Below are 7,789 nucleotides of genomic sequence, written 5' to 3'. Positions count from 1 at the left end.
TCCAAGATCCGTACCGCCCCTTCCTGTGACTGGACTACAGCACCTTTGACAGGAACGACTGCGTCCGCTCCTGCTGCGGGTTCGTCAGGACCTCGCGCGGGTGGCCGGACTCGACCACCACGCCCTCGTCCATGAAGACCAGGCTGTCGCCCACCTCGCGGGCGAAGCCCATCTCGTGCGTGACGACGATCATCGTCATGCCGGACTCCGCGAGATCGCGCATGACGTCGAGGACGTCACCGACCAGCTCCGGGTCGAGCGCCGACGTCGGCTCGTCGAAGAGCATCAGCTTCGGTTCCATCGCGAGCGCGCGGGCGATGGCCACACGCTGCTGCTGGCCGCCCGAGAGCTGCGAGGGGTAGCTCTTCGCCTTGTCGGCCAGGCCGACCCGCTCCAGAAGCTGCCCGGCACGCGCCTTCGCCGCCGACTTCGTCTCGCCCTTGACCTGGACCGGCGCCTCCATGACGTTCTCGAGGGCCGTCAGGTGCGGGAAGAGGTTGAAGCGCTGGAAGACCATGCCGATGTCCCGGCGCTTCAGGGCGACTTCGCTGTCCTTGAGCTCGTACAGCTTGTTTCCCTTCTGCCGGTAGCCCACCAGCTCGCCGTCGACGTAGAGCCGCCCGGCGTTGATCTTCTCCAGGTGGTTGATGCAGCGCAGGAACGTCGACTTGCCGGAGCCGGACGGGCCGATGAGGCAGAAGACCTCACCCGACTTGACCTCCAGGTCGATGCCCTTGAGGACCTCGACGTTGCCGAAGGACTTGTGGACGCCCTCGGACTTCACCATGGCGGTCGTCATCAGTGACCAACTCCCGAGCGGTTGCCAAGGGACAGCATGTTCGCCTTGATCTTCTGGAACGGCGTGTTCGGCAGGGTGCGCGACGAACCGCGAGCGTAGTAGCGCTCCAGGTAGTACTGGCCGACGCTGAGGATCGACGTCATGATCAGGTACCAGCACGCGGCGAGCAGCAGGGTCTCCACCGTCGCGCCGGACGATGTGCCGATGTCCTGGGCGTACCGCAGGAGTTCGTAGTACTGGACCGCGGCGACCAGCGAGGTCGTCTTCAGCATGTTGATGACTTCGTTGCCCGTCGGCGGCACGACCACGCGCATCGCCTGCGGAAGCACGATCCGGCGCAGTGTCTTGCCGTGGCTCATGCCGAGCGCGTGCGATGCCTCGGTCTGGCCCTCGTCGACCGAGAGCAGGCCGGCGCGGCAGATCTCCGCCATGTAGGCGGCCTCGTTGAGACCCAGGCCGAGCAGCGCCGTCAGGAACGGCGTCATGAAGTCCGACCACTCGTCCTTGTAGACGGGGCCGAGGTTCACGTAGTCGAAGACGAAGCCGAGGTTGAACCAGACGAAGAGCTGGACCAGGACCGGCGTACCGCGGAAGAACCAGATGTAGAACCAGGCGATCGACGAGGTCACCGGATTCCTCGACATCCGCATCACGGAGAGCAGGACACCGCCGACCACGCCGATGAGCATCGACAGGGCGGTCAGGATCAGGGTCTCGCGGACGCCCCGCAGGATGCGGTCGTCGAAGAAGTTGTCCGGAATCGCGTTCCAGTTGATGTCGCCCTGGGAGAACGCGTAGACGATCGCGGCGAGCGCGCCGATGGCGACGATCGCGGCGACATACCGGCCGTAGTGCCGGACGGGGATGGCCTTGATGGCCTCGGGACGGGAGGACGGGGGTGTGTCCTCCGGACCCTTCTTTGAGATGTCGGTAGTCACAGGAGTGGCCTTTCAGCGACGAGACGTGGTCACTTGCCGCCGTTGACCTTGGCTGCCTTGACCGAGCCGTCCTCGACGCCCCACTTCGAGATGATCTTGTCGTACTCGCCGTTCTTGATGATCGCGTCGAGCGCGGCCTTGATGGCGTCACGCAGCTCGGGGTTCTTCTTGGAGATCGCGATGCCGTACGGAGCGGCCTCGACCTGCTCGCCGACCAGCTCGAAGTCCTTGCCGCCGCCCGAGGTCTTCACCGCGTACGCCGCGACCGGGAAGTCCGATGAGCCCGCGTCCGCGCCGCCGGAGCGCAGCCGGGTCTGGGCCTGCTGGTCGTTGTCGAAGGACTCGATGGCGATCTTCTTGCCGCCCTTGCACTTCTTCGACTCGGCCTTGGCCAGGTCGTGCGAGACGGTGCCGCGCTGGACGACGATCTTCTTGCCGCAGAGGTCGGACCAGGTCTTGATGCCCTGGTCGTCACCCTTCTTGGTGTAGATCGAGACGCCCGCCGTGAAGTAGTCGACGAAGTCGACGCCGGTGCCGATCTTCTTGCCGGTCTCCTCGTCGACGCCTTCCTGGCGGTTCTTGGTGTCGGTCATGGCCGACATCGCGAGGTCGTAGCGCTTGGAGCGCAGGCCGCCGAGGAGGGTGTCGAAGGTGCCGTTGTCGAACTGGAACTCCACGCCGAGCTGCTTGCCGAGCGCGTCGCCGAGGTCGGGGTCGATGCCGACCGTCTTGCCGGACTTGTCCTTGAACTCGACGGGCGGGTAGGCGATGTCGGAACCGACCTTGATGACTCCGGCGTCACGGATGTCCTTGGGGAGCTTGTCGGCGAGCGGCGCGTTGCTCACCTTCTCGCCGCCCTCGTCCTTGCTCTTGGTCTGGTCGCCGCAACCGGACAGCAGCAGCGCGCCGGCGACCGCGATCGCGCCGACCGTGGCCGTCCGGGACTTCGCGGACTTACCTGCGGTGGTACGACAGATGAAGCGTGCGGTCATGAGGGTCCTCCGGCGGATGAGGGAGTTGCCGAGCGGTCGTGCACACACCTTCGGGTGTCGCGACCTCGTGTGATGACGGCATCTTGCCATTCGGGCCGTCCGATTCTGGGTGCCCGAGATGTCAAAATCGGATAACGGGTCATCCCGGAACCCAGACAGGTCGGGACAACCGGGCCGTACCGGCGCGGAACGTAGTACCGCCATTTGAGATCTTCCGTGAATCTCGGGTCAATCTCGCGATGCGGACCGGCTGCGTGCGCTCTTCGGAAATTCCGGGCATGGGGCCATCGTTCGTTCTCGTGACGGCGTCGTCCGTTCTTGCGGGACCACTGCTCCGTTCTTGTGGGACCACTACAAGGACCAGGGGCACCTCAGGTAACCAATCCCACTCGCCCGTGCCCGGCACCGTCAGGTAGAAAGGTGCGTTACACCCCTCATCCGGGGCCCAGAGCGCGTGTGCGGCGCGCTCGCGTGTCTGTACCTCCCTCCGCCGACAGGCGGGGAACAGATGCGGTGCCCGCCCACTTCTCAACCAGGAGTGGACACCCTCAACTGATGATTTAAGACTTAAGGGGTAAGACAAGTGGCAGCGGAGATCGTCAATCCTCGCAGCGACAGCAGTACGGGTCACGAAGGCGCTGAAGAGCCCTTCGATCCGGCGTTCGCGCTGCACCGTGGCGGCAAGATGGCCATTGAGGCCACTGTGCCGGTGCGGGACAAGGACGACCTGTCCCTGGCGTACACGCCCGGCGTCGCGAAAGTGTGCACCGCGATCGCCGAGCAGCCGGAGCTGGTGAACGACTACACATGGAAGTCGAACGTCGTGGCCGTGGTCACCGACGGAACGGCCGTGCTCGGTCTCGGTGACATCGGCCCCGAGGCCTCCCTCCCCGTGATGGAGGGCAAGGCCATCCTGTTCAAGCAGTTCGGCGGCGTGGACGCGGTTCCGATCGCGCTCGCGACGACGGACGCGGACGAGATCGTCGAGACCGTGGTGCGGCTCGCGCCGTCCTTCGGCGGCGTGAACCTCGAGGACATTTCGGCCCCGCGCTGCTTCGAGATCGAGCGCAAGCTCCAGGAGCGGCTCGACATTCCCGTCTTCCACGACGACCAGCACGGCACCGCGGTCGTGACGCTCGCCGCGCTGCGGAACGCGGCACGGCTGACCGGGCGCACGCTCGGCGAGCTGCGTGCCGTGATCTCCGGCGCCGGTGCGGCCGGTGTCGCCATCGCCAAGTTCCTGCTCGAAGCGGGCCTCGGTGATGTGGCGGTCGCCGACCGCAAGGGCGTCGTGAGCCGGGACCGGGACGACCTCACCCCGGTCAAGCGGGAGCTCGCGGAGATCACCAACAAGGCCGGTCTCAGCGGTTCGCTGGAGAGCGCGCTCTCGGGCGCGGACGTGTTCATCGGCGTCTCGGGCGGCACCGTCCCCGAGCCGGCGATCGCCTCCATGGCGCCGAACTCGTTCGTGTTCGCCATGGCCAACCCGAACCCCGAGGTGCACCCGGACATCGCCCACAAGTACGCGGCGGTCGTCGCGACGGGGCGTTCGGACTACCCGAACCAGATCAACAACGTGCTTGCCTTCCCCGGCATCTTCGCGGGCGCGCTGCAGGTGCGGGCCACGCGCATCACCGAGACGATGAAGATCGCCGCGGCTGAGGCGCTGGCAGGCGTGGTGGGCGAAGAGCTGTCAGCCGACTACGTGATTCCCTCGCCGTTCGACGAGAGGGTCGCACCGGCGGTCACCGCGGCTGTTGCGGCGGCCGCTCGTGCCGAAGGCGTGGCTCGCCGCTGATCCCTGGCTACCTGGATCTTTGGGCCCCGTCACTTTGTGGCGGGGCCCAAGCGTTTCCCGCCCGCTCACCCGTTCCGGTCTCTTGAACGGGTGGGCCTCTCCCGTTTCGGGCGGTCGCCGTCGGCGGCTGACGGTGTGATTCGGTGCGGGGTGTGTCACAGGCGCTCCTGGTTACGTGCGGGTAGGGCGCCCGCCTATCGTCTGCCTCATGTTCGCCGCCTACGCCGCCCGCATCGACCGTGACCAGCCGCTCAGTGGCCTTGAGTTGGGGGAGCGTCCCGCCCCCGATGCCAGGCCCGGCTGGTCGACCGTGAACGTCCGGGCCGCCTCCCTCAACCATCACGACCTGTGGTCCCTGCGCGGGGTCGGTCTCCCCGAGGGGAGGCTGCCGATGATCCTCGGCTGCGATGCCGCGGGCATCGACCAGGACGGCAACGAGGTCGTCCTGCACTCCGTCATCGGTCAGACCGGGTACGGGGTCGACCCCGGCGAGGGCCGCTCGATCCTCACCGAGAAGTACCAGGGGACCTTCGCCGAGCAGGTCTCCGTACCCACGTGGAACCTGCTGCCGAAGCCCGAGGAGCTGTCCTTCGCCGAGGCGGCGTGCCTGCCTACCGCGTGGCTCACCGCCTACCGCATGCTCTTCACCAATGCCGGTGTGCGCCCGGGGGATTCGGTCCTCGTCCAGGGCGCCGGTGGTGGCGTCGCGACGGCCGCGATCGTGCTCGGCAAGGCGGCGGGGCTGCGGGTCTTCGCCACGAGCCGCGACGAGGCAAAGCGGAAGCGGGCCCTGGAGCTCGGCGCGGTGGAGGCCGTCGAGTCCGGTGCGCGGCTTTCGCAGCGGGTGGACGCCGTCATCGAGACGGTGGGTGCGGCGACGTGGTCGCACTCCATCAAGTCCCTCAAGCCGGGCGGCACTCTGGTGATCTCGGGTGCGACCAGCGGGGACCGGCCCTCGCACGCGGAGCTGACGCGGGTCTTCTTCCTGGAGCTGAAGATCGTCGGTTCGACGATGGGGTCCAAGGACGAACTGGAGGACCTGCTGTCCTTCTGCGCCGCCACGGGCGTACGTCCCGTCATCGACGAGGTCCTTCCGCTGGACCGGGCGCGCGAGGGCTTTGAGCGCATGGAGTCCGGCGAGCAGTTCGGAAAGATCGTGCTTGAGGTCTGAGGCTCTGAAGCCATCACGCGATGTCAACTGCGGTTGACGTGTCCCCGGCTGTCAATGTAAGTTGACATGCATGACCGAAGCTACGGATCTCGCCGAGCGCGCGGGTGATCGCGATCCACGAGTCGGACTGCGGGCCGTCTCCGCGCTGCGGAGGCTGGTGGAGCAGTTGGAGGCCGTGCAGGTGCGCAGTGCGCGTCAGCAGGGCTGGTCGTGGCAGGGGATCGCCGCGGAGCTCGGAGTGAGCAGGCAGGCCGTGCACAAGAAGTACGGGAGGCAGTGATGTTCGAGCGGTTCACGAAGGACGCCCGCGCCGTGGTCAAGGGCGCGGGCGAGCATGCCGAGGGCGAGGGTGCCGAATCCGTCGACGACGGGCACATGCTGCTCGCGCTGCTCGACCGCGAGGCGAGCCGGGCGTCCTTCGCCCTGGCCTCGCTCGGGGCCACGCGCCGCCGGGAGTCGATCGAGGGGGCGCTTGGCGAGGCGCGGCGCCGCGGAGGCCTTTCGCAGGCCGACACGGAGGCGCTGGCCGGGCTCGGCATCGACGTGTCCGAGATCGTCTCCCGGGTCGAGGAGGCGCATGGCGTGGGTGCGTTGGCGGGCGGCGGGCGCAAGGCCGGGCGGCCCGGCCGCGGCTGGACCGGGCACCGGCCCTTCACCCGCGAGGCCAAGGACACCCTGGAGAAGTCCCTGCGCATCGCCACCGCCCGCCGGGACCGGCACATCGGCGACGAGCACATTCTGTTCGCCCTGACCGTCCGCCCCGGGCCCGTCGGTGAGGTGCTCGCGGACCACGGGGTGACCCATGAGTCGGTGGAGAGGGTGCTGTACGGCGCGGGCGCCGCGTAGACCGACCGGACGACCGGTCGTCCGGACGACCGGACGACCGGACGACCGGGTGGACCGGGTGGTCCGCGTGGCCCGGATGGACCGCGTGGCCTGGGTGGACCGGCGACCCGGGTGGTCTGACGGCCGCCCGAATCACGCCTTCGGTGTGCGCAGTGTCGCGGCGATGTGGGCCGCCGCCGACGACAGGTGGCGGCGGGTGTCGCGGAGTTGGTCCTCCGTCACGCCGCGGTCCCTTGCCGCGTCACGGATGTCGTCCCTGAAGCGGTCCAGGAGGCGGTCCAGGTCACGCGCCGGGTTGCCGGTGGTGTCCTCCTGGGCCCAATCCGGGATGTACTCCGTGGGGACCTCGTCCTCGCGGGCGCCCGTGAACTGGGGCTCCTCGGCGGTGGACCGCGCCCCCTTGCGGCCCCAGTCCTTGCCCGCGTCGCCTGCGTTGTCCGCGCTCTTGCCGAACTCGCCGAATTCCTTGGCCAGCTCCGTCAGCCCCTCACGGACCCCCGTCGGCCAGTCGCCCCGCGCGAAGTGGTCCTGCACCTGGTCCTGGACGCGCCGTGCGATGCGCTGCACCTCCTCCTGCGCCTGGGCGCGCGCGGTCTCCTGCGCGTCTTGGGCCTGGCGGCGGGCGCGCTGGGCGTCCTCACGGGCCCTGCGGGTCTCGTCCTTCGCCCGCCGCGCCTGCTCCTTCCACTCCTGCTTGGCGCGCTTGAACTCCTCCTTGGCCTGGCGCCAGCCCTCCTTGTCGCCCCAGGAGCCGTCGAAGAAGTCGGCGGGGTCGGGGAAGGGCCTGCCGGAGCCTGCACTGCTCCTGTCATCGGAGGTGCCGGACGTGCCGGACGTGCCGGATGCGCCGCCGGACGCGCGAGCCTCCTTGGCCGCCTCCCGCATCTCGCGGCGGAGCTCACCGGCCGCGCCCCGCACGCCGTCCCGGATCTCGGCGGCGAGCTCGGCGACGGAATCGCGGATCTCCAGCTCCAGGTCGGCCAGCTCACCGCTGCGGTCGGCCAGTTCGGCGCGGCCCGCGTCCGTGATGGCGTACACCTTGCGGCCGCCCTCCGTGGTGTGCGTGACCAGGCCCTCGGCCTCCAGCTTCGCCAGGCGCGGGTAGACCGTGCCCGCCGAAGGTGCGTAGAGACCCTGGAAACGCTCCTCCAGGAGGCGGATCACCTCATAGCCGTGGCGCGGGGCCTCGTCGAGGAGCTTCAGCAGATACAGGCGCAGTCGGCCGTGGGCGAACACGGGGGCCAT

General features: G+C 68.5%; 8 protein-coding genes. 4 read left to right on the top strand and 4 right to left on the bottom strand.

Translation table 11 applies throughout. The features are described from left to right. Positions 1-34 precede the first annotated feature (34 nt). Genes ACFQ7F_RS12025 through ACFQ7F_RS12015 form a run of 3 tightly spaced genes read right to left on the bottom strand, consistent with a single transcriptional unit; the run spans position 35 to position 2,729 of the window. A complete protein-coding gene (locus ACFQ7F_RS12025; protein WP_383269511.1) occupies positions 35-799 on the bottom strand; it encodes an amino acid ABC transporter ATP-binding protein in 765 nt (254 codons plus the stop codon). Then, positions 799-1,737: an amino acid ABC transporter permease gene (locus tag ACFQ7F_RS12020; RefSeq protein WP_383269509.1), complete on the bottom strand. Its 939-nt coding sequence runs from the start codon at positions 1,735-1,737 to the stop codon at positions 799-801. The genes ACFQ7F_RS12025 and ACFQ7F_RS12020 overlap by 1 nt, the downstream gene beginning before the upstream one ends. 29 nt (positions 1,738-1,766) lie before the next feature. Next, a complete protein-coding gene (locus tag ACFQ7F_RS12015; RefSeq protein WP_383269507.1) occupies positions 1,767-2,729 on the bottom strand; it encodes an ABC transporter substrate-binding protein in 963 nt (320 codons plus the stop codon). Between the two features lie 583 nt (positions 2,730-3,312). Here ACFQ7F_RS12015 and ACFQ7F_RS12010 point away from each other — a divergent pair. The 4 genes from ACFQ7F_RS12010 (at position 3,313) to ACFQ7F_RS11995 (ending at position 6,544) form a co-directional block, all read left to right on the top strand. Further along, entirely contained in the window at positions 3,313-4,527 is a 1,215-nt protein-coding gene (locus tag ACFQ7F_RS12010; protein ID WP_383269506.1) for an NADP-dependent malic enzyme, read from the top strand. 208 nt (positions 4,528-4,735) lie between these two features. After that, positions 4,736-5,698 (top strand): zinc-binding dehydrogenase, encoded by a 963-nt coding sequence (locus tag ACFQ7F_RS12005; protein WP_383269504.1) that lies wholly within the window; start codon positions 4,736-4,738, stop codon positions 5,696-5,698. Positions 5,699-5,768: 70 nt separating this feature from the next. After that, positions 5,769-5,978, top strand: a complete 210-nt coding sequence (locus tag ACFQ7F_RS12000; RefSeq protein WP_160507185.1) for a helix-turn-helix domain-containing protein — start codon at positions 5,769-5,771, stop codon at positions 5,976-5,978. After that, positions 5,978-6,544 (top strand): Clp protease N-terminal domain-containing protein, encoded by a 567-nt coding sequence (locus ACFQ7F_RS11995; RefSeq protein ID WP_383269502.1) that lies wholly within the window; start codon positions 5,978-5,980, stop codon positions 6,542-6,544. The genes ACFQ7F_RS12000 and ACFQ7F_RS11995 overlap by 1 nt, the downstream gene beginning before the upstream one ends. Positions 6,545-6,676: 132 nt before the next feature. Here ACFQ7F_RS11995 and ACFQ7F_RS11990 read toward each other — a convergent pair whose 3' ends face one another. Further along, positions 6,677-7,789, bottom strand: coding sequence for a helix-turn-helix transcriptional regulator (locus ACFQ7F_RS11990; protein WP_383269500.1), 1,113 nt, complete (start codon positions 7,787-7,789; stop codon positions 6,677-6,679).

Source organism: Streptomyces sp. NPDC056486 (assembly GCF_042795295.1).
In the GTDB taxonomy this organism is placed as follows: domain Bacteria; phylum Actinomycetota; class Actinomycetes; order Streptomycetales; family Streptomycetaceae; genus Streptomyces.
This window is presented reverse-complemented; position numbering and strand designations above follow the sequence as displayed.